Origin of the sequence: Paraliobacillus sp. JSM ZJ581 (genome assembly GCF_044383835.1) — a bacterium.
Classification (GTDB): Bacteria; Bacillota; Bacilli; order Bacillales; family Amphibacillaceae; genus Paraliobacillus.
On record NZ_JBISEP010000002.1, the window covers coordinates 23857 to 47775 of the forward strand.

A 23919-nucleotide genomic window follows, 5' to 3' on the forward strand; every position below is an offset into this window, starting at 1 on the left:
TTCACACACACATAACCCGTATCCTAATAGTAAATGGGTAAAGGATGTGATTGAAGTGAAACAACAAATAGAGCAAGTACTTGAACAGATTGGTGATTATTCATTGATCCTATCGATAACTCCTGTGTCTGGTGGCGATATTAACCAAGCATATCATATCCAAACCCACCAACATAACTATTTCGTCAAGCAAAACCATGATGTTCCTACTCATTTTTTTCATTTTGAAGCAACAGGATTATCACTAATTGAACAAACAAGTACGATTGCCGTTCCTCATGTTTATTATTACAACAAACCGATTGGTTCCGAACAAGCAATTATTGTAATGGATTGGGTTGAAGGAGCGTTGAACAGCGAAACCTCTGCAACATTAGGCTACAATCTTGCAAACATGCACAAACATATATCTAATCATTATGGATTAAATCAAGACGGATTTATCGGGACACTCAATCAACCTAATCAATTAACAGCTGATTGGATAACTTATTTTCAACATTATCGATTCATTCCTTTGCTTAAAAAAGCAATTGAGCGCAACCTTTTACCAAAAAACAGACGAGTAAAACTAGAAAAATTAATTGATAGGGTGGCTACCTGGTTGCCAAAATATCCATCTGCTTCTCTTTTACATGGAGATCTTTGGGGAGGAAATTGGCTGTCAGGACCTAATGGCGCTCCTTATCTCATTGATCCAGCTGTTGTTTACGGTGATCATTTATTTGAATTGGCATTCACGAAACTTCTCGGCGGATTCTCTCAAAATTTTTATGATGCATATCAAGAAATATTTCCATTCGAACCTTATTACCAAGATGTAGAACAAATCTATCAACTTTATTACTTGCTTGTACACCTCATTCTGTTCGGGGAAGGATACGGCACAGCAGTTGATCGTATTTTAACGCGTTATATCAATTAAAACTTTCTCAATAAACACTTGTTGGAGAAATAGGTATCGTAATCTCTGCTTTATTTTTAGAAGATCATACGGGAGCGCCTACTATAACTATACTGAATCAAAAGTACATCGGTATTTCCTTAAAAACTGTCGACTTATCGAGAACTGTTTGTATAATAGGGTTTAGACTTGCAGGACTTCTCTATTGTGTGTTTTAACATAAACTTAGCTCCTGTCGATTCTTCACATGCAAATACCACCTTTATTAAATCTATACTTTCGATTTTAAAAAAGCTGATGAAAAAGAAAAGTTTCTTTCTCATCAGCTTCTAATCACTGTAATAATTCTTCCTCTCTTCGCTGTCTACGCTCATACCTCCATTGCTTCAACTGGGTTATCTTCCCTTCAATAAATGGCTGGAACGAAACAAAAACGACTTTACTAGACAACAACAGTACAATAATCATGGACAGCATTGCCAATCCTACAATATCGAATATATGGTCTACTTTAAACCAACCGGCTTCTCGGAAAAATTGAATGAAGACCCCATGCAATAAATAAACGTATAACGTTTGTTTACCAAGCTTCGTCCAATGATACGTTTTTCGAGGTACCCAAGCAAAAATACTACAAGTTACTGTTAACGCTAATAAATAAACGCCCAAGCGAAGCAGTCCACCCCAAATCGGTTGCCCCATATCTTGATAAGAAAAAGAGCCCAGTAACCATTCTGAAGAAAAAGCTGGTGTAGCAGTTAAAATGCTAATCACAATAACAACTACAAATACAGCAGCCCATTTGATAACGGGTTGTGTTAGCTTTACGATTTGTTCTTTCGATAACCAATAGCCAATCAAAAAGAAAGGAAAGAAAACAAAAGTTCGTGACAGACTAAATTCATGCCCAATGGAATTGATGTACCCAACAACTATTCCTGTTACAACTGCAATACTAACACCTAAATTAACCGGTATTTTCTTAAACAAAATCAACAAAATATGCCAGCAGAATAAACTCAATAAAAACCACAAAGACCAATGCGGCTCATACCATACTGTTTGCCAACTAGCATCCCCAATAATAAAGTAATAGCCTGAATACAATACTTGGAAAACAAGATACGGGATTATTAACTTTCTAAACAAATTCCATATATACTTCATTTCACCTATACCTTTTGCAAAAAAACCACTAAGTAAGATGAAGGCGGGCATATGAAAAATGTATATAAAATTGTACAACACTTCAATTATTTTTGTTTCTGTAAATGGCTGAATCATATGGCCAAATACAACTAGATATATTAAAATAAACTTCGCATTATCAAAAAAAGCGTCACGCTTCATATCGCTCACTCCTAATAATTATCGATACGCTTGTTATTATAGCAATCCCTCTCTAATGTATACCCACTATAATATAAAATTCACTTCATTAAAGATAATTTAATCGGATTGTAAGCGAGTTGAAACAAAGTGTAATATATATTGGCGTGTAGATAACTTTTAGAATCAAGTCACATACACGCCAATTTTTAATATGAATTTAATTTACATTATCGAAATTAATTGCCCAATTTCCTTGTCGGAAAATCGGTTCTGTTTTACCGTCAGAAGTTATACCATCAATATCCATTGATGCTGAACCAATCATAAAATCTTCATGAATCAAACTATTATTCACACCATGTTGATCCATCTCTTCTTCTGACATGGTTGAACCATTCGCAATGGTATTAGGATATGCTTTTCCAAGAGCAAGATGGCATGAGGCATTTTCATCAAATAATGTATTGTAAAAAATCAGCCCTGATTGTGAAATAGGCGATTGATGGGGCACTAATGCTACTTCACCTAATCGCTTGGCGCCACCTTGATCTGTTTCTAATAAGTGTTTTAAAGCTTCTTCCCCTTGTTCAGCAGTAAAATTAACTACTTCACCATCTTTAAACGTTAGAGAGAATTGATCAATTATATTTCCCCCATAGCTCAATGGTTTCGTACTCCTAACAGTCCCATGCACGCCATATTTATGTGGCATAGTGAATACTTCCTCTGTTGGTATATTCGCGTTGAATGGTGTGCCCTGCTCAGATAAACCAGAACCACCATGCCAAATATGTCCCTTGGGTAATTCTATGATCAAATCTGTCCCTTCCGCTTTGTAAATCAATTGATGATATTGTTTTTTATTTAAATATGATCTCGCTTTTTTTAATAGTTGATTATGTTGCTGCCATGCTTGTAATGGGTCATCTTGATTCACTCGTGTGATTTTGAAAATTTGTTCCCATAATTTTTCTTGTGCATCTTCAGCTAGTAGATTAGGAAATACTTTTTTCGCCCAATTTTCGGTCGGATAACCGACAACTGACCAAGTTACTCGATCATTCATGACATAGTCTCGATAGGTTGTTAAAGCTCTAGCACTAGCTTTATTCACTGCTGTAATTCGATCCGCATCAATTTCTTTCAACAAGTCCGGGTCTGGTCCATAGATAGTTAATAACGAATACCCCTCTTGCACCATTTCTAACAGTCCGTCTGCCTTCCATTTTGGAAATGCTTCTAATACTTCCATCGGAGCGTGTAACATTTTCAAATAAGTAAGCTCATCGTCACTCCACTCAATATGTACGTTTTTTGCTCCTAAATCATATGCTTTTTCTACAACTAGGCGAACAAATGTTGCAGCTTCAATTGGGGCGTTAATAATTAATCCTTGCTTTGGCTGGAGATGTACACCAGTTTTTAATATTAGCTGCGCATATTTTTCCATATTTAATTGTTTAACCATAACATATACCTCCTAGATAATATATTTCTTTTTATTATTTCATATTCTTTTATGTATTGATAGCGTTTTAAAGATGAATGAACAGGGTATTATTTGATATACTTGTGGCACTTTATAACTAAAGGGGGGTACGCATGAACCTTATACTGCGTTATCGAAAAATTGTTTGGATATTTATGATATTACTAATTTTCACAGGTATATTCACATATATTCAATTACCTAAACGAGATATTCCTGAAATTAACCAAAATATCGCATCTGTCTCTACTGTGTATCCTGGGGCAACACCTAAAGAGATGGAGCAAACGGTGACAAATCCAATTGAAAATGCATTAGGAAGTATCGATGGCATCTCCGAAATCTCTTCCGCTTCCACTAACGGTTTTTCTGCCATTACGCTATCACTAGACAGTGATAGCGATGTAAGTAATGTTTATAGTACGCTAAGACAAACGATTTCGGAAACAGCTAAGTCATTTCCAGACGAAGTGCAAACACCGAACATATCAACAGATTTAGTTAAATCTAACGTTACCACCTATCATTTATTAGCAAAAGAACAGGAATCATTGTATAGCTTACGAGATCAATTGGATCAATGGGAGAAGCAGCTCACTTCTATTAATGGGGTAGAAAGCCTTCAAGTAAAAGGGCTACCTGATGAACAGTTGGAGATATCTGTGAAACCAGAAGCACTAGGTAGAAATCAAATCCAACCGAATCAAGTGATCACAGCTATTACAAAGGCAACTTCTCCAAAAGCACTCGGAACGGAACAACAGGATAACACGCTTTATCAATTAACAATTGACGCCAATGAAAGTTTAGAAGATTTACAAGACATATATATCGCAAATAGTGTAGCCTCAGGTGAAGCCATTTACTTGAATGACATTGCTTCTATTGAGCGTAAAAACAAGAGTGCCTCAGATATTATTCGTTACGAAGATAACTATGCACTTTCGATTACCGTTCAGGCTGAAGAAGGTGTTAATATTGAAAAAATTCAGGAAAGTATTACTGATAAAGTTGATATATTGACTGAAGCATTACCTGAAGACATTACAGTAGATCAATTTTACACACAAAGCACCGTTATTAACGATGTGTATTCTAGCCTTATTACTTCGTTTATCATCTCATTAATTGCAGTGTTAGTTATTATGTTACTTGGATTACCTATTTCTTCAGCTATTTTAGTTGCATTCGCTATACCAATTTCTATTATCGTCGGTTTAATCCCTTTACCGTATGCAGGAGTGGACTTAAATCAAATATCTATTATTGGTATGATTGTAGCTATTGGTATTCTTGTGGATGATGCAATTGTTGTAAATGATAACATTCAACGACGTTTTCAATTAGGCGATTCCGCATTAAAAGGAACCATTAACGGGGTTCGAGAAGTAGGCGTTTCTATTATTACTTCCACACTAATGATTGTGTTTAGTTTCTTTCCTTTAACTTTTTTATCTGGAAGTAATGGCGACTTCATTCGAGCATTACCGTTAGCTTTAATTTGTACAGTCGTTGCGTCCACATTATTAGCGCTAACATTTATTCCAACGGTACAATATACAAAGAAGAAACGTGTGGATAAACGAAAGCAAAAGCACAAGCCTAAAAAACAAGTTGGTCTATTAGGTCAATTGTTTAACAAAATTGAGAAAGTCTATGCTGATTCCATTATTCCAACTACTTTAAAAAAACCTTGGCTAACCGTAAGCTTAGGTATTACCCTTTGTCTTCTCTTACTATTATTGGCGTTTAAGGTGCCATTTGAATTCTTCCCTGCTGCTGATCGGGAAGAAGTGACGATCTCTGCAAGATTAAATCAAGGAACGACAATAGAAGATACGAATCAAACTTTAGCACAAATCAAGAACTTTTTACTTGAACAGTCTGATACGATTACCGAAACCGTAACCTATGCCGGAAGTGGTTTACCTGGTATCTTCAATTCAAGTATGACACAGACTGGAGAAAACACAGGTCAGCTAGTTGTACGGGTCGATCGAGAGGTCACAACCTCAGCTGATTTTATTGATAAATGGGAATCACCATTAAGAGAAGCATTCCCTAATGTAGAAATATTTTTAGAAACGATTGTGTCTGGTCCACCTCCTTCTCCAAGTGTAGAAGTTAAAGTTCAAGGACCTGACATTGATCAGCTCGTTAACCTTTCCGAGGATTTAAAAAATCAGTTAGCGGATTTAGAAAGCTCAAAAATTGTCACATCAAATACTAGTAAAGAACAAAACTATATAACGTATAAGCTCGATCGTGAATTATTAGCTAATAAAGGAGTAAATCCGAATCAAGTTATCGGAACGCTACAACTTGCTAATATCGGCATTCCACTAGGAGATTTTGATAATGGTGAAGAACGATTGCCAATTCAATTGTTACTAGACGATGGAAATGCAGAAGGAATCGATTTAACAGCTTTAAACTTAGCTGTTCCAAGTCGTAAAGCAATGTCACAACCAGAAATCATCGGCTATGATTCTTTTATAACGAAAGAATCCAGTGAACAAATCGGCGCTATCCCTCATTACAATGGGAATCGTACCATTACTATTGAAGGTTATGAAGTAGATGGTGAAGCACAAACATTTACTCAAGATGCAGAAGATATCATTGCTTCTATGTCAGGGGAGTTACCTAATGGGTATCAAATTATTGAAAAGGGAGAAGCTTCTGCTGAAACAGCATTTTTCGTTGAAGTAGCAAAATTATTTTTAATTGTACTGTTCCTGATTTATTTAACGATTGCGATTCAGTTTAATTCGCTATTAACACCATTATTAATTACAAGTACCGTGTTCCTTGCAATTACTGGAGCAATAGTAGGATTATTTATTTCTGGTGAACCATTAAGCTTCTTAGCTGTATTAGGGATAGTTTCCTTGTCAGGTATAGTTGTTAGAAATTCCATCTTACTTATTGAATTTATTGAACAAAATCGAAATGTTTATGGTTCCGTATTACAGGCTATTATGGAAGCTGGCCGTGCGCGAGTCCGTCCAATTATTTTAACAACTTTAACATCGATTGCAGCACTTGTACCAATTATATTTACAGGTGATGTACTGTTTAAGCCGTTAGCTATTTCCATTGTATATGGTTTGTTGTTCTCCACTATCTTAACACTAGTGTTATTGCCAGCATTCTATATTACAATGAATAAAATTAAAAAGTAACAACATATAAAAGCGTGGATCTCATTATGAAATCCACGCTTCTATTATTTATAAACTCACTTCTTTTTCTACCGCATTTTTATCATTATAACGTTTAATATTTAATTTCTTCATTATTTTTGATGTTAATGTTCCCGAAACCATTGCATCATTTACATTAAGTGCTGTACGCCCCATATCAATTAGTGGTTCTACTGATATAAGCAAACCAGCCAATGCTACCGGTAAATTCATCGATGATAGTACAATCAAAGCGGCAAATGTAGCACCGCCACCGACACCAGCTACACCAAATGAACTAATACCAATAATTAAAACGAGTTGAATAATAAATCCTGGTGTTAAAGGATCGATACCTTGTGAAGGAGCAATCATCACAGCTAACATGGCAGGATAGATACCCGCACAACCATTCTGACCAATTGTAGCCCCAAACGAAGCAGACATATTAGCAATTCCATCATGTACGCCTAAGCTGTTCCTTTGTGTCTGAATATTCAATGGAATCGTACCTGCACTTGAACGAGAGGTGAAGGCAAATCCTAATACAGGTAGTACTTTTCGCACATATGTGAATGGGTTTAAGCCAAATCCAGCTATAAAAAGTAAGTGCACACCAAACATAACAAGTAAAGCAACATACGATGCACCAACAAATTTACCTAATTCAACGATTCCTGCAATATCTGTACGTGCAACCGTGTTAGCCATGAGACCTAAAATACCATATGGTGTTAAACGTAAAATGAGTGTAACCATTCGCATTACAACCGCATAAATGGCATTCACACCACCAATAAAACGTTTGGCTTCTTCCGGCTTTTTACGCCGAACGCCCAATGCTGCGATACCAATAAAAATAGAGAAAATAACAACAGCAATTGTTGATGTTGCACGCTGACCTGTCATATCTAAAAATGGATTTGATGGAATAAAGCTCAAAATCTTTTCAGGTGTAGACAAATCTTTTACATCACCTAATCGTTCTTCTAATGCTATCCCTCGATCTTGCTCTGCTTGACCGATTTCAATTTGATCAGCATTCAAATCAAAAATTGCTGCACTCCCAATACCTACTAACGCTGCTATCATTGCTGTACCGACTAAAAACGTAATAATCCATGCAGACATTTTTCCTAAATCTGCTGATTTTTCTAAATTAATGATGGATTGAATAATTGAAACCATAACAAGCGGGATGACAATCATCATTAATAATGATACATATCCTCTACCCGCAATGTTATACCAATCTGTTGTTACACGAACCACTTCAGAATCTGCAGAATAAGCTATTTGTAATAAAGCACCTAGCCCAACACCTAAACCTAAACCAGTAAAAACACGCTTACTAAATGAGACATGCTTTTTTTGCATATAAAATAATAAAGCAATAATTGCAAGCATGACAACAATATTTAGTATAATAAATATTGTATCCATGTAAACCCTCCTTGTTTGTCGATAAATTTAGTCGGAATTAATCATTATATTTATTCATTTAATTCCGACTAGTTTACTGTATTATACTAAAAGAAGAAGAAAATGATGTCAAGTTTTTTGACTCAATATAGGACAGCTCAAGTTCAATAATGATAACTTCGCTTCATACATCCCTTTTTCAACAAAAAACTTATTAAATATACACATGATAAAAATTTAATTCATGGCTAGTAATTTGATTAAATAGTTGAAAAATAAACAATTTAATTTGAAATAATAAAAATATACTCTTCTTGCTCAATTTATGCTATCCTAATATTACCTGTACAAATAGAAAGGTGTTGAACTGCTTGTTACAAAAGAAGAGTACCAGAATTCTTGTTACAGCCATTTTAATATTTTTATTAATTTATTTAATTTCTATTACAAACTTTATTTTTGCTCCTGTAGCTGCTTATATTGCCGCAATAGCTGTTCCGATCATTGGAGCAGGATTAATTTTTTACATAACTAACCCGATCGTTAATTTATTAGAAAAATACAAAGTACCACGTATTTTGGGTATTTTAATCGTATTTCTGTTAATAATAGGTATACTCTTTTTTGGAATTAATTTCGTTGCACCTATTGTACAACAACAATTTAATAAATTAGTAAATAGTGTGCCAAATATGGTTCGTAATGCAGAAGAATTAATTAATCTATGGCAAAATAGTCAAAGCTATATCCCAAAACAATTTGAAGAAACGATTCAAAACATAACAAATAATTTAATGACTTATGCGGAAAATATCACTGGGGCTTTAGTGGATACCGTTGCTCAAATTTTCGGATTTGTTTTCTCATTCTTTTTGATCCCGTTTTTCTTATTCTTCATGTTAAAAGATGGGGATAAATTCATCCCTTTTATTACACAGTTTCTTAGTGAAAATAAATCAAACAGTCTAAGAAAATTAGCTAGTGATATTAACCATACTTTGGCTTCATTCATTCAAGGGCAATTCATTGTTAGTTTGTGCGTTGGGATTATGTTATATATCGGCTATCTAATTATTGATTTGCCGTATTCTTTAACACTTGCTTTATTTAGTATTGTAATGAACTTGATTCCATTTGTAGGGCCATTTCTATCCGCTGTCCCCGCAGTTATTGTTGGTTTCTTTCAAGAGCCAATGTTAGGGGTTTGGGCTGCAGTAGTAATGATTATAGCGCAACAAATAGAAGGTAATTTTATCTCACCTAATGTAATGGGTAAAGTATTAAAAATTCATCCTTTAACGGTGATTACTTTAATCTTAGCTGCTGGTGGTATTGCTGGTTTTCTAGGTTTGCTATTCATCATACCAGCATATGCCGTTATCAAAACAATTGCCTCACACTTTTACAACGAGTGGAAAGAACGTCAACCTGCTGATGAAAAAGATATTATTTAACATATCTCAGCATTAAAAAATCGAGCCTGCACTGGCTCGATTTTTTTTAATTATTGTACTTCTTCGATTTCCTTCACTAACTTATCTAGAATTTCACCATCTACTGTTGAAACATTTTCACGATAGAAATCACGTACGGGTAAAGCTAACTCTTTGAATGCTTCACGTTCTTCTTCTGTTAATTCAATAACTTCTGTTGGATTATCTGTATCATTTTTGATTTCTTCTAAGAACTTGTCATTTTGACGCTGTTGTTCATCAAATGTCCAAGACCTCATTTCTTCTACTGTTTCATCAATTAGTTTCTGTTCTGCTTCCCCTAAACTTTCATACCAGTCAGTATTAACTGTAGTCATTGCTACGTAGTTATTGTGATTCGAGATTGTCATATAATCTTGTACTTCATGGAATGAAGCATCTCCAATAAAGAAAATTGGGTTTTCTTGGCCTTCAACTGTGCCGTTATCCAACGCAGTGTATAGTTCGCTCCAGCTCATTGGTGTTGGATCAGCACCATATGCTTCGTATGATTTTAAAATTAAAGGAGATTCTTGTGTGCGCATTTTGAAGTTATTAAAGTCTTCTGGTTTTTTAATTGGTGTAGAGCTAGTCCATTGCGTCGCACCTTCTGTCCAGAAAGCTAATGGAGAGATACCATATTCTTCATATCGTTTACGCAAATCTGTATTTAATGCCTCACTATTCGTTAAAATTTCTTGTGTTTTTTCCACACTATCAGGAAATAGGTATTGAAGTGCAAAGATCTGCCCTTCTTTCACCATACCACCTGTAAATCCTGGTGACATAACAGCCATTTGAACGCCACCATTTTGCAACATTTCTACTTGGTCACTTTCACTTCCTAAGCCACCGTATTCATATGGCTCAACTGTAATAGCACCATTTGTTTTTTCACTAACACGTTTTGCAAATTCTGCAGCATATTCATATTGTACTTGACCAGCAACTTCTTCTGTGACAAATTTCCATGTATCTTGACTATATTCTGATCCTTCTCCATCTTTACTACCACTTGTGGCATCATCGTCTTTACCGCCACAAGCAACTAATAAAAAGCTAAGTATTAAAATTGTAAATAAACCATAAAAATGTTTTTTGTTAAAAATGTTCATTACCTCCTGTTTTTTTATTATATATGACATCACTACTTATGATGGTAGGAACCAACGGTAAGCAAGTGAAATATCTGGAACTAAAATTAACAAGATACCAACTGCAAGTAACATGATAATAAACGGAGGAGTTCCCCGAATAACATCTAAATACGATTTTTGGTAAACAGCACTAGCTGTAAAGATGTCCACCCCAAAAGGTGGTGTGGCGGATCCTAATGCAGCTTGAAAAGTGACAATGATCCCCAAGTGCACTGGATCAATTCCCGCCGCTTGAGCAGATGGCATAAAAATTGGTGTTAATACTAAAATAACTACGATTGGGTCCACAAACATACACCCAATAAAGAAAAATAATGAAACCATTAAGAGTACAAATAATTTACTTGGATCAGTACCTAATACTGTTTCAGTAATTTGCTGAGGAATTCTAGCAAATGAAATTAACCAAGTAAATGCTTGCCCGCCTGCAACCAACACAAATACCGCTGAGGTTACTAATCCTGTCGACAAAGCTACGTTTGGTATATCCCTCAATTTAATCGAACGAAATACCACTACTTCTAAAATAAAAGCATAAAACACAGATACACCAGCGGCTTCTGTTGGTCCAAATAGGCCGGAGTAAAGTCCTCCGATAACAATAACCGGAAAGCCTAGTGGCAATAATGCTTTTTTCGTAAATTTCCAACGCTCTGCCCATGTTTTTTTATCAGCAAGAGGAATATCATGTATTCTTGCATGAAGATAACTATAGATAGCAAAACATAAAAAAACCAGTGTCCCTGGAATAATACCTGCTAAAAAAAGATCCCCAACAGAAGTACCAGATACTAATGCATACATAATCATGCCTATGCTTGGTGGTACAAGCAGCGCAATATCAGAAGAATTAATAATAAGTGCAATCGCACTAGAATCTTTATACCCTGCTTTTAATAGTCGTTGACGCATCGGTGTTCCTATTGCAACAACTGTCGCTTGGGTTGATCCTGAAATAGCACCAAATAACGTACAGGCTGCTGAAGTTGTAATGGCATATCCACCTCTAATATGACCAACGAATGAACCAATAAAATCTAATAATCTATTTGAGGTTTTCCCTGTAGTCATGATGTCAGCTGCGAAGATAAATAATGGCACCGCTAATAGTACATATGACTCGATTCCTGTTTTTAATTGCTGCATCATCAGCATGGGATCCATCATTGGAAAAAAAATCAGCATCACCACTAATGGTGCAGCAATTAAAGGAATCATCATAGGAAAGTTTAATAATAATAAGACGACCATAATAGTCAATAGTGTCGTTAACATAATGTTATCCTTTCTATAACGATTTTCTTTGCTTACTAGTTATTTGTATGTAGTTGTTAAGTTACTAACATGACAATTGTTATTTAGACATGAATTTGATCTTCCATATCTTGTTTTCGACTTTCTTTATCTTCATCATTATAATCTTTCACATCTGTCCCTAAATAGATATCTTTATTCACTAGATTTACCCACATATTACGTAAGTATTGAATACCTCCTAATAATAGCCCGATAGGAATAAAGATTAACATGTATGTTGCTGGTAATTGTAATGCGGCAGTTACTGTACCACTTTCATGTACAGACACAACATATAGATATGAATAGTATGCTACTACAAAGAGTACGATTGCAGTAACGAAAGGAATGAGAATAGCTAAAGCTTTTCGAACGGGGTAAGGAGCTAAATCATAAAATGCTGACATACTAATATGACGCCCTTTTCTTGCTGCATAACTAATTCCCATAAATGTAGCAATAGTTACAGCAAATAAACTAATTTCAGCAGAGAAAACCCAACTTGAACCAGTGATTGCTCTGCTAAGTACATTTCCTACAACCATGATTGCTATTAAAATAACGGAGTAGCTTAAAATAATTTCTTCTATTTTTAATAAGAAATTATCCATTGCTCTAATAATTTTCAATGAACCAGATCCTCCTCTTCCAAAAGCTGCCTCAATTTTTTCACAGTAAGTCTAGTATAAATTAACCTTAATTTGTTAACAAACAGGATTAAAACGAATTATTTGGAATTTTACTACATATTAACGTCTTAGAAACAAATGATTTAGCTTTATGTATTTATAGGCTAAAATACTCTCTATTCTTAGCAAATACTTTAAAATAGCTTCTGCAATAGCCTTCGAATGTATCACTTCCTTATAACATAATCTTATAATTAATATTAGCTTTTTAGACTAAAAAGATATGTGCACACCCTTTCACTTACATTGAAAGTCCACGCTTATATATATGTTTACATACCCATTTTTTACATACCCGTGTGTTATCATATAAAACCTACAATTTTTTTTAAAAAAATAAACTTAGATAAATGAGATTAGTAATCATTAAAAACCGAACACTTCTGAATTTATAACATCCATTCTTCAGTGTTCGGTTTTTAATTCCTGTATGGCATGATTGTTGTAACATGTCATTTATTTATTGTTTTTTTGTTTACGTTGTTCTTCTATCTTATCTTTTATTTTTCCAAATTCTTTGCTCGGAGGTGTTAAACAAACAACGATGTCTCCAACTACTGGTCTCACAGTTGCATCTTCTGTAAAGAATTGAATGACACCATTCTGTTTAAGGGTAAACAGTAATACAGTACTTGACTCACAGTTAGTCATATAATTATCAAATGAGTACTGTTCAGTAAGTGTTGTTTTCCGAAACACATAACCAATTTCAACTTTATGTGTTAAATCATCGAAAGCAAATTTTTCATCAAATAGCACTCTTCCTCCGATAGTATGATCCATATCTTCTAAATTATCTCCACTGTTTCGTTGAATAGACAAACGGTAAACATCTTTTCTTCCGAATTCTGGGACAAATGTTGAAGAGACAAGTGCATTATATGCATCATATTCAGTTGCTGCTACTAAATAATCGTATGGCGTCATATCTATCATATATTCTGTTTGCTCTGATAAAATATCACCATAGTGAAACGGTATCCCCGCTTGACGTGCTTTATGTAACCTTTCCCATGAAGAGTCAGTAATAAGAATAGGAATATCTAATTTTTTCATTACATTTGCTAATGAAACAGAAAACTGGTTACTTCCTACCATTAATACGCCTGGTTTCCCCTTTGAGGATAGGTTAAGTTTTTTAGCAAGCCATCCGATAGAAAAACCATGGGCACAAACAGTAAAGAATACAAGTGCAAATGTGATAGATGTGACTATTTCAGCACCTTCGTAACCACCTTCTGTTAAAACAGAGGCAAAATAACTAGCTACCGTTAATGCAACAATTCCACGTGGAGCAATCCAACCGATTAATATTTTTTCTTGAATCTTTAGATCTGTTCGAATCGTTGATAAGAAAATAGACAATGGTCGTACAAGAAATAACATAAGCAGTACATAGGCAATAATTTCCGGTTGAAATACTTGCACCAAGGTTTCTCTTGTTAAAGATGCTGTCAACATAATAAATATTGCTGATACAAGCAATATGGAAATATCTTCTTTAAAGTGACGCATCTGTCTAATTGAGGCAATACCCATGTTAGCTAAGGTCATGCCCATTGCAGTTACAGCAAGCAAACCTGTTTCATGTGCTATTTCATCTGCAATAGTAAAACAAGCAATAACCGCTATTAAAACAGTCGAAGATTTTAAATATTCCGGAATACGGCCCTCTTCGAAATATTTTCCAATTAATTTACCGAACACAAACCCTAAAGCTACAGCAAATATAGATGCTAAAATGAAGTATAACAGAGAGTAGATCGTTGACTCCTCTCCTGTGAAGAACACAATAATTTCAAAAGCAAATACAGCAAGCAATGCTCCAAAGGGGTCAACAATGATACCTTCCCATTTCAATATTTTTGCAGGGCGCGGTTTCAATTTTGATTGACGTAGCAATGGCAGTATAACCGTTGGACCTGTCACAATAAAGATCGCACCTATAACAAAAGAAACTTCCCAGGATAATCCCGCAATATAATGCGCAGTTAAAGAACCAAGCATCCAACTAATAAAAGCTCCCCATGTCACAATTCGAAACACAGGTTTACCAAGGCCTGATACCTCTTTGAAATTCAAGTTTAGACTTCCTTCAAACAAAATAATTGCTACCGCGACTGAAATAAACGGACTATATAAATCACCAAAATCTTGTTCTGGACGAATCAGATTAAACATGGGACCTGCTAACAATCCAATAATGGACATAACGACAATCGCTGGTAAACGAAAACGCCAAGCGATCCATTGTGATCCAACACCGAGCAAACCAATAATCATAAACTCTAATAAAAATGAATCTATCACTGTCTTCTCCCCCTTTCGGCCTGTTAATTAAAGCGAAAATAGTATAACGTTAGTTTACTGGTAGTTGGCTCTCATGTAAATCAAGAATTTTTATTCTTTTTGTAAATTTTTAAATAACTATACTTTCTACATAAAGCGCAATACGTTATCATTAAAAGGATAGTATGCACTCAAAAAGGATGAATATTTATGTTAGATCAAGCAAAAAAAGCATTAAAGGAATATTATGGTTTTGATTCGTTTCGACCTGGTCAAGAGGACGTTATTTCACATATAGTACAGAAAAAAAACACTTTAGGTATCATGCCAACAGGCGGTGGGAAATCAATTTGTTATCAGATTCCCGGGTTAATTTTAAAAGGAACAGCTATTATTGTCTCCCCTTTGATTTCGCTTATGAAGGATCAAGTAGATGCTTTAGAAAACCTTGGAATTAGCGCTACTTACATAAATAGCTCATTATCAAGCGCTGAACAACAAAAACGTCTTACTTCTCTTCAACATGGAGTGTATCAATTTATTTATGTTGCACCAGAGCGATTTGATCATCCGCAGTTTTTAGCAATTATTAAACAGATCAAGCTATCATTTCTCGCGTTTGATGAAGCACATTGTATTTCTCAATGGGGACATGACTTTCGTCCAAGTTATCGTTCCATTGTTTCTACTATTTCAACGTTACCAAACCTACCTTTTGTAATGGGATTAACAGCAACTGCAACAAAAGAAGTTATTCAAGACATTCAAACATTACTAGCTGTAACAGATAACGCAGTTGTTAATACAGGTTTTGCAAGAAAAAATCTTTCGTTTCATGTTATTAAGGGACAAGATAAACAAACCTTTCTAAAAAGCTATTTAGCTGAACATAAACATGAATCAGGTATTATCTATGCTCCAACACGAAAGCAAGTCGATTCCTTATCTTCTTTACTGAAACAAAAAGGATATGCTGTAGCAAGTTATCATGCTGGACTAAGTGAACAATTACGGCAGCAAGAACAAAATCGTTTTATTCAAGAAGAGGCTACTATTATGGTTGCCACTAATGCTTTTGGTATGGGAATTGATAAATCAAACGTTCGCTACGTGATTCATTACGCATTACCAATGAATATTGAATCCTATTATCAGGAGGCAGGGCGGGCAGGGCGTGACGGAGAACCAAGTGATTGTATTTTGCTATTTTCTGGTCAAGATATTCATTTGCAAAAATTTCTAATCGAACAATCTTTAATGGATACCGACAAAAAAACGCAAGAATACAAAAAACTACAATCCATGATCAATTATTGCCATACTTCCAGTTGTTTACAACAGTTTGTGTTACAATATTTTCATGATGATTCTTTAAAAGACGGTTGTGAAAATTGTAGTAATTGTCAACAAAGTGGCGAGCAGACCGATACAACTCGAGAGGCACAAATGGTTTTATCGTGCGTGAAACGAATGGGAGAACGATTTGGTGCAGGTCTTACTGCCAAAGTACTGAAAGGATCAAAAGATAAAAAAATAAAACAATTTGGCTTTGAAACGTTATCTACTTATGGATTAATGGAGAAAGAAACAGAAAAAAGAATTACTAATTTTATTCATTATTTAGTAGCAGAAGGCTATTTATCGACCGGTGATCAACGTTATCCAACATTACAATTAACAAAGCATGCAGAAGCTGTTCTAAGAGGAAATCAAAAAATATGGATGAAACAGACTAGCGTCAAACAGCAAGTATCTAGCGACTATGATAAAGGATTGTTTGAAGCATTACGAATATTACGAAAGAAAATAGCCGACCAGCAAGGCGTTCCACCATATATTTTATTCTCAGACGTAGCATTAAAAGAAATGAGTACCTACCTCCCAAAAACAAAGCAGGCCATGCTAAGTATTAAAGGAGTCGGGGAGAAAAAATATCAACAATATGGCGAAGCGTTTATCAATGAAATCAACACATGGACAACAGCGAATCAAACAAATAAGCACGATAAAAAGCCAAGTCATTTGATTAGCTATGAACTAGATCAAGCAGGATATACACTTGAGGAAATTGCACAAATGAGAGAGGTCAAAGAACAAACGATAATGAATCATTTATATCAATGCTTTCAAGAAGGTTATAAATTGGAGTGGGATAAATTCTTTTCTGAAATGCAAGAACAAGCAATACTAACTGCTCAAGCTGAATTAACTGAACCTAAGCTAAAAGCATTAAAAGAAAAGTTAGGGGAAGCTTATAGCTATGCAATGATTCGTGGCGTATTAATAAAGAATAAATTACTTTAATTATTTGATGCATGCTGAGATAGCGATACATCGCATGAAGAAAAGGCCTTTTATTTTCGAAGAATGATTGCATATTTTCACGGCTAAATAATTAGCTCCAAATAAGAAGCGAACGATAATTCATATTTTAGAATTTACGTTCGCTTCCTGTTTCTTATTATTTAGTTTCTCCCAATTCTTTTGACTACACGATATTTATTTTAAAATGCCCAAGCTCCTTTGCGGAATACCGCTTCTGTTCCACCATCAGCTTTTACTCCATCAATATCCAATTCTCCTGAACCGATCATGAAGTCGACGTGTGTTAAACTATCATTCACACCATGTTTATCTAATTCATCTTCATCCATGTCTGATCCACCCGCAATACTGGTTGGATAGGCTTTTCCTAGTGCAATGTGGCAAGAAGCATTCTCATCATACAAAGTATTGTAAAAAATTAATCCTGATTGAGAAATAGGTGATGCGTGTGGCACTAGTGCAAGTTCTCCTAAACGGCTAGCCCCTTCATCCGTTTCTAATAAATGCTTTAACGTTTCATAACCTTGCTCTGCTTTGAAATCAACTACTTTTCCATCTTTAAAAGTTAGAGCGAAATTATCAATCATGTTTCCACCATAAATTAATGGTTTTGTACTTGTTACTATACCGTTAACACCATATTTATGCGGTAATGTAAATACTTCTTCGGTTGGCATATTCGGATTAAATGGATTACCATCAGTAGTTTCTGCTGCACCACCTTTCCAAATATGTCCTTCTGGTAAATCAAAACGAATATCTGTACCAGGCGCTTTAAATAGTAAAGCTTTGTATTGTTTTTTATTTAATACTTCACGTGCAGCTTTAAGGTTTTTGTTGTGTTCATCCCAAGCAGAAACCGGATCAGCTTGATCAACACGTACAATTTTAAAAATTTGTTCCCACAAAGCTTCTTTAGCATCTTCTTGTGATTTACCCGGGAATATCTTTTGAGACCAATCACCTGTTGGGATAGAAATAATTGACCATGCAATTCGATCATTCATCGTATATTTACGGAACTCTTTCATTGCTTCACTTGCAGCTTTTTGTGTTTTGGCTACTTTTGCAGGATCAACATCTTTTAATAAATCTGGATTTGTTGAACGAATCGATAACAAAGCCGCACCGTCTTTCGCAAAAGCCAAATATTTCTCCACTTGCCATGCTGGAATGTCAGTTAAGACTTCCTCTGGTGCATGCTGATACTTTAATAAAGTGATCGTATCATCTTCCCAATTAACCAATACGTCTTTTGCACCTAATTCATATGCTTTACGTACTACAATTCGTGTAAAATCTGCTCCTTCAATGGATGAATTAATCATTAATGCTTGACCCTTTTGTAAATTAACACCTGTTTGTAAAGCCAGTTCTGCATATTTTTCTTGCATTTGTATATCTGCCACTATCCTTACCTCCAATTAATATATATATTATTTCATCAAAACAAAGCTACTTTTGTTGTTCTATTTCTTCAACTAATAAGGATAACTCTTCCCATCGTTCCATTTTCTGCTCTAAAGATGCTTCTAATTCTGTTTGTTTTTCATAGAAAGTTTGAACTTTTTCTAAATCACTTCCAGCTTGAACGATCGCTTCTTGCATTTCATTTATTTGTTCTTCCAATTCTGCAATCTCTTCCTCAATACTTTCCCATTCTCTTTGATCTTTATAAGATAATTTTTTTCGCTTCGGTTTTGTGTGGTGAGCTGTTTTCTTGGCTATATCCTTCGTTTTACTTGCCTGGCTTAGCTCAAGATCATCTATATATTCCGTATAATTACCAAAAAACATCGAGGTTTCTCCTGGTGAAGTAAAAGCAATCAATTGGTTTACCACACGGTCAAGAAAATATCGGTCGTGCGAGACAGTGATTACAACACCCGGAAAACTATCTAGATAATCCTCTAATACACTTAAGGTTTGCACATCTAAATCATTTGTTGGTTCATCTAATAAAAGCACATTTGGTTCTTGCATTAAGACTTGTAATAAATAAAGGCGTCTACGTTCCCCGCCAGATAAACGACGAATATAAGTCCATTGTTGTGAACGAGGAAATAAAAAGCGTTCTAGCATTTGTTCTGCTGTAATGGTTTCCCCATTTTTTGTATGGATCACTTCTGCTGTTTGGCGAATATAATCAATGATTCGTAAATTATCATCCATCTCACTATGATCTTGTGTGTAGTAACCGATATGCACTGTACTGCCGATTTCTATCTCACCACTGTCTGGCTTGATATGACCTGCTATTAACTGTAGTAATGTCGTTTTACCGCTACCGTTCGTACCAATAATTCCAACTCGATCATCTGGGGTAACGAGCACATTAAACTCGTTAATATATTTTATACCATTGTAGGCTTTGGATACATCGTGTAACTCCAATACTTTTTTCCCCAAACGTTTCGTACCTACTTGAAAATCAATTACAGATTCTGAAGTATCAAAGGTTTCCTGTTTTAATTCTTCCACTCGACCAATTCTTGCTTTTTGTTTCGTTGTGCGGGCTTTTGCACCACGCTTTAGCCATGCTAACTCACGTTTTAAAGTGTTCGCATGTTTTTGTTCGTTCTGTTTCTTTAGCGCTTCTCGTTCTGCTTTCTTTTCTAAAAACATCTCATAATTCCCAATGTATTGGTATAAATTCCCTTGATCCAATTCCATGATACGATTAGTAATTCGATTTAGAAAATAGCGATCATGCGTAATTAAAATAATAGAACCTTGATATTGACTTAAATAAGATTCTAGCCATTCAATGGATTGATTGTCTAGATGGTTTGTTGGTTCATCTAATAGTAGCAAATCTGCCGGTTGGATAAGCGCTTTAGCCATCGCTACACGTTTCTTTTGTCCGCCCGACAACTGTTGTATCGGTTGATTAAATGCCGTTATGCCTAATTTAGTCAAAATCATTTTCGCCGTAGTATTCGCATCCCAAGCTTCCAGTCTATCCATTTGTTGCTGTATTTGCATAAATTGATGTTGTATCGCTTGATTATTGGGGTGTTTTTCTAGCTCTATTCGTACTTGTTCGTACTGTCTCATCAGTACCATTATCGTTGCTTCTCCTGCAAACACTTCCTCTAAGACTGTAACAGCTTCATTCAACTCTGGATCTTGCTTTAAATATGTAATTTGAAAGTCTTTTGCGTGATGTATATTCCCTTGATCTATGTCTTCTAGTCCAGCAATTGCTTTCAATAATGTTGATTTCCCTGTGCCATTGACACCTATTAGTCCAATGCGTTCTTTTTTAGAGATAGAAAAAGACACACGATCAAATAATTGCTTGTCTCCATATGTTTTCACTATATTTTCAATTGCTAATATTTCCATTACAATCACCTTCCACAATACAAAACACTTTTTCAATAAAATACAGACTCATATAAAATACCAAATCCTGTATATTAACACTGCGCTATATCGAATTTTTTTAGCTTTGAGCAGGTTCTAATTTAAGCGGCTTGTTTCATTCCATGGAAAAGAGGTACCAAACCGCTCTGACATTTCCTTCGCCGCTTTTCTTCGCTCTTTACGCATCTTCGCTCTTTCCTTCGCCTCACGATGTAACCACTTCTCTTCTTCAGATTCTGGATACACCCCAGGCACTTCTGTTGGATTATTATTTTCATCTATCGCTACCATTGTAAGAAATGCGTTTGCACAAACCTTTCGTTTTCCCGTTAGTAGATTCTCTGTTACAGCTTTAACAAAAACCTCCATAGACGTCCGGTGAGCATAAGTAACAAATGCTTCTAAACAGATAGTATCTCCTTCTTTGACTGGATATAAAAAATCAACAGAATCAATCGAAGCTGTTACAACGAGCTTTCTAGCATGGCGCATTGCACTAATTGCTGCAATATCATCAATATATGCCATTAATTGTCCACCAAATAGCGTCCCGTGTCCATTTGTATCTGAAGGTAGGACATATGAGTTTTTTACACTTAATGATGCAACAGATGGTTTAGATTCCATGTTCATTCCTCTTTCTGTTTAAAGAATTGGTGATATTAATCTAGAAACAGATTCTTTAAAGCGAATCCATAGCGATCGTTTTTCATATTCGGACAATGTCAACTCTGTTGAATTTTCGATATCCTTGTGATATTCATTCAACAATTGATTAGCTATTTTTTCACTATATAGAAAAGCATTCACTTCGAAATTCAAACGAAAACTTCGAACGTCTATATTCGCCGTACCGACAGAAGCAATTTTACCATCAACCACAATGGTTTTTGCATGTAAAAAGCCTTGTTGATAAATATAAATCTTCGCACCTGCTTCTAATAGCTCACCTACATAAGAATATGTTGCCCAATAAACAAATGGGTGATCCGGTTTATTCGGAATCATAACTCGCACATCCACACCAGATAATACGGAAATCCGAATAGCATCTGCTAAGCTTTCATCTGGTATAAAATAAGGAGTTTGAATGTAAACGAATTTCTTCGCTTCCATAATCATCTTTATATAACCATTTTTGATTTGTTCCCATTCTGAGTCAGGACCACTTGAAACGATCTGAATACCTACATCACCTTTAGGCTCTGATTTAAAATATCTATCTTCATATAAAATATCATGTCGTGATGCTTGGTTCCAATCAAGAATGTAACGGGCTTGCATGTTACGAACAGATTCACCAAAAACTCTTAAATGTGTATCACGCCAATAACCAAATTTTTTGCTAGCACCTAAGTATTCATCACCAATATTAAATCCACCAATGTAACCAATTTTCCCATCAATAATAGCTAGTTTCCGGTGATTCCGATGATTAATTTTAAAATTCACTTTTGGAATTAGTGGTGGAAAGAAAGATTCAACTTCTACCCCTGCATCTTTTAGCCTTCTTATATATTTTTTTCCGAGTCGTCTAGAGCCCATATCATCATATAAAAATCGTACTTTCACACCTTCACGTGCTTTTCTAGCTAACGTGTCTGCAATTCGTTGTCCTAAGTTATCGTTTCGTACAATATAATAAATAAGGTGAATATGATCTTTTGCTTGTTCCATATCAGCAATCAGTGCATCAAACTTTTTCTTCCCGTCTGTAAATATCTCGACTTCATTATCTTGTGTGAAAATAGCATCATCATTTCGTAGGTGTAGATATAATAAGTCCTCATATTCTTTTAAATTTTCTGGAATTGGAAAGCTTCCCTCTTTTATTAACTCCAATTGTACCTCTACCGCTTTTTGCACGCCTAGCCTGCTTTTGTTATCCCAGATAAACAACTTTTTATTACTCAGTTTTCTTCCAAAGATTAAATAAAGGAAAAATCCAAATAAAGGAATGAACGTAAGCACTAATAGCCACGCCCAAGCAGACGTCGCATTTTTGCGTTCCAAGAAAACAATCGCAAATGCTAAGAATATATTAAATAAAAGAATAAACCATAGCACAATTGTCGCTATATCCAATATATCCACTCCCTCCATCTTCCTATTCACTCATTATACCATTACGGTCAAAATATAGTTACTTTTTAGACTGTCAACAAAAAAGGAGGGTTTTGTTCTCCCCCCTTCTAATCAATTTCGAGATGATCGTTTGATTTTATTTGTTTAGGCCCTCGCACTTCTAATACGCCATTACGAAATGATGCCTTTGCTGTTTTTTTATCTACTAAATATGGAAGTTGTACGATACGCTCCGCATATTGATGCTTTCTTTCACGATGATAATAATTTTTATTGTCGTCCATCTTTTTTGTTTCTTCATTATAATCTACCCTTATCTTAAGACGGTCACCAATCGTATCAATATGAATAGCATCTCTCTTTACTCCAGGCAAATCAACTTGTGCAATCCACTCTGTTTCCGTTTCAAATACATCAATGGCCAAGCGTGATGGTAAAGTACTTTTTTGTTGAAAAAAAGAATCGATTGCATTTAAAATATTATTCTTTGGTCGATTATAAAATAAATCATCCATTTTCCGAATAAAATCTTGCCCTGCTTCTACTAATTCGGACCTTTTATTCTGCTCATCCATTTGGGTCACCTTCCTTACTTTAGCTACCATTAATATATGCTTGCTTTTATCAATTGTTATCAAAAAAATAAAACTAACTAAAAAGCCAGACTTTTCAAAAAATATATTGACATATCTTTTTCGTTCACTTATAATCCTTACTAACATATACATATCTCTTATCAAGAGTGGCAGAGGGAATAGGCCCAGTGAAGCCCGGCAACCAGCAAGTTTTCTTGAAAAGGTGCCAAATCCTACAGGTGATTAATATCTGATAGATAAGGGGAGGAAAACGAGCGTTTAGCCCTCTTCTTAACCGAAGAGGCTTTTTTATTTCTTCTTCTCTTGCTC

General features: G+C 35.2%; 16 protein-coding genes and 1 riboswitch. Of the genes, 4 read left to right on the forward strand and 12 right to left on the reverse strand.

Features of this window, described 5'->3' with window-relative positions:
* The first annotated feature begins 55 nt into the window (after nt 1-55).
* The gene (locus tag ACH6CY_RS01855; protein ID WP_374065529.1) at nt 56-925 is read left to right on the forward strand and encodes a fructosamine kinase family protein; all 870 of its coding nucleotides are present in this window, start codon (nt 56-58) and stop codon (nt 923-925) included.
* A 312-nt stretch (nt 926-1237) separates the two neighbouring features.
* On the opposite strand, the gene ACH6CY_RS01860 is transcribed toward ACH6CY_RS01855, so the two are convergent.
* Complete coding sequence (locus ACH6CY_RS01860; protein ID WP_374065530.1) at nt 1238-2254, reverse strand: acyltransferase family protein; 1017 nt, start codon at nt 2252-2254, stop codon at nt 1238-1240.
* Between the two features lie 199 nt (nt 2255-2453).
* Complete coding sequence (locus ACH6CY_RS01865) at nt 2454-3704, reverse strand: aminopeptidase (RefSeq protein WP_374065531.1); 1251 nt, start codon at nt 3702-3704, stop codon at nt 2454-2456.
* 134 nt (nt 3705-3838) lie between these two features.
* On the opposite strand from ACH6CY_RS01865, the gene ACH6CY_RS01870 reads away from it, so the two are divergent.
* A complete protein-coding gene (locus ACH6CY_RS01870) occupies nt 3839-6910 on the forward strand; it encodes an efflux RND transporter permease subunit (protein ID WP_374065532.1) in 3072 nt (1023 codons plus the stop codon).
* 48 nt (nt 6911-6958) lie between these two features.
* Here the strand turns inward: ACH6CY_RS01870 and ACH6CY_RS01875 are convergent, their stop codons facing one another.
* Nucleotides 6959-8353 carry an L-cystine transporter gene (locus tag ACH6CY_RS01875; protein WP_374065533.1) on the reverse strand — a complete coding sequence of 465 codons (1395 nt, stop codon included), beginning with the start codon at nt 8351-8353 and terminating at the stop codon, nt 6959-6961.
* 350 nt (nt 8354-8703) lie between these two features.
* Between ACH6CY_RS01875 and ACH6CY_RS01880 the strand changes: the two genes are divergently transcribed.
* Nucleotides 8704-9786 carry an AI-2E family transporter gene (locus ACH6CY_RS01880; protein ID WP_374065534.1) on the forward strand — a complete coding sequence of 361 codons (1083 nt, stop codon included), beginning with the start codon at nt 8704-8706 and terminating at the stop codon, nt 9784-9786.
* A 50-nt stretch (nt 9787-9836) separates the two neighbouring features.
* Here the strand turns inward: ACH6CY_RS01880 and ACH6CY_RS01885 are convergent, their stop codons facing one another.
* From ACH6CY_RS01885 to ACH6CY_RS01900, 4 genes are all read right to left on the reverse strand, one after another.
* Entirely contained in the window at nt 9837-10919 is a 1083-nt protein-coding gene (locus ACH6CY_RS01885) for a DctP family TRAP transporter solute-binding subunit (RefSeq protein WP_374065535.1), read from the reverse strand.
* 36 nt (nt 10920-10955) lie between these two features.
* Complete coding sequence (locus tag ACH6CY_RS01890; RefSeq protein WP_374065536.1) at nt 10956-12236, reverse strand: TRAP transporter large permease; 1281 nt, start codon at nt 12234-12236, stop codon at nt 10956-10958.
* An 83-nt stretch (nt 12237-12319) separates the two neighbouring features.
* Nucleotides 12320-12886, reverse strand: a complete 567-nt coding sequence (locus ACH6CY_RS01895; RefSeq protein WP_374065537.1) for a TRAP transporter small permease — start codon at nt 12884-12886, stop codon at nt 12320-12322.
* Between the two features lie 516 nt (nt 12887-13402).
* Nucleotides 13403-15256, reverse strand: coding sequence for a cation:proton antiporter (locus ACH6CY_RS01900; RefSeq protein ID WP_374065538.1), 1854 nt, complete (start codon nt 15254-15256; stop codon nt 13403-13405).
* Between the two features lie 189 nt (nt 15257-15445).
* Between ACH6CY_RS01900 and recQ the strand changes: the two genes are divergently transcribed.
* Nucleotides 15446-17539, forward strand: a complete 2094-nt coding sequence (gene recQ, locus ACH6CY_RS01905; RefSeq protein WP_374065539.1) for a DNA helicase RecQ — start codon at nt 15446-15448, stop codon at nt 17537-17539.
* 200 nt (nt 17540-17739) lie between these two features.
* Here the strand turns inward: recQ and ACH6CY_RS01910 are convergent, their stop codons facing one another.
* The 5 genes from ACH6CY_RS01910 to ACH6CY_RS01930 all read right to left on the reverse strand — a co-directional run bounded on the left by ACH6CY_RS01910 (nt 17740) and on the right by ACH6CY_RS01930 (nt 23736).
* Entirely contained in the window at nt 17740-18969 is a 1230-nt protein-coding gene (locus tag ACH6CY_RS01910; RefSeq protein ID WP_374065540.1) for an aminopeptidase, read from the reverse strand.
* 46 nt (nt 18970-19015) lie between these two features.
* The gene (locus ACH6CY_RS01915; RefSeq protein ID WP_374065541.1) at nt 19016-20908 is read right to left on the reverse strand and encodes an ABC-F family ATP-binding cassette domain-containing protein; all 1893 of its coding nucleotides are present in this window, start codon (nt 20906-20908) and stop codon (nt 19016-19018) included.
* A gap of 117 nt (nt 20909-21025) precedes the next feature.
* Entirely contained in the window at nt 21026-21556 is a 531-nt protein-coding gene (locus ACH6CY_RS01920) for an acyl-CoA thioesterase (protein WP_374065542.1), read from the reverse strand.
* 18 nt (nt 21557-21574) lie between these two features.
* On the reverse strand, nt 21575-23014 hold the full coding sequence (cls, locus tag ACH6CY_RS01925) for a cardiolipin synthase (protein WP_374065544.1): 1440 nt from the start codon (nt 23012-23014) through the stop codon (nt 21575-21577).
* 107 nt (nt 23015-23121) lie between these two features.
* Nucleotides 23122-23736, reverse strand: a complete 615-nt coding sequence (locus ACH6CY_RS01930) for an Hsp20/alpha crystallin family protein (RefSeq protein ID WP_374065545.1) — start codon at nt 23734-23736, stop codon at nt 23122-23124.
* A gap of 8 nt (nt 23737-23744) precedes the next feature.
* Nucleotides 23745-23853: riboswitch (SAM riboswitch) on the forward strand.
* Nucleotides 23854-23919 lie beyond the last annotated feature (66 nt).